Genomic DNA, 310 nt, shown 5'->3' with positions numbered 1-310 from the left:
ACGGTAGTGAATTTATCCGTATCTGGATTGCCAGCGAATCAAACGGCAACCATTACAGCAAAAGATAATAAAGGCAATACGTATCCGATTACCCTTGGCAATCACACCCAAGATTGGAAGTTACCCAGCAATCGCCAATATCAATTCAGTGCTGCGGTGGTTAATGTTGATAACAAACGCTACCAAGCTGAAGTGACACCCGCGTCTATCTTACTGCAAGCGGACACTCCAGCAAGTCTTAACGTGGTTTATCAAGAAAAACCCATGGTAACTGAGTTTAGTCCTTATGTGGATGTTACCTTAGGAACGG

General features: G+C 43.9%; 1 protein-coding gene. It reads left to right on the top strand.

Translation table 11 applies throughout. The features are described from left to right. A partial coding sequence (locus IEX97_RS13020) for a hypothetical protein (protein WP_229776923.1) occupies positions 1 to 310 on the top strand: 310 nt, incomplete at both ends.

This window comes from Paenalicyclobacillus cellulosilyticus (genome assembly GCF_014647315.1).
Classification (GTDB): Bacteria; Bacillota; Bacilli; order Alicyclobacillales; family Alicyclobacillaceae; genus Alicyclobacillus_J; species Alicyclobacillus_J cellulosilyticus.
The sequence above is the reverse complement of the archived record's forward strand: the minus strand, read 5'-3'. Positions and strand labels throughout refer to the sequence as shown.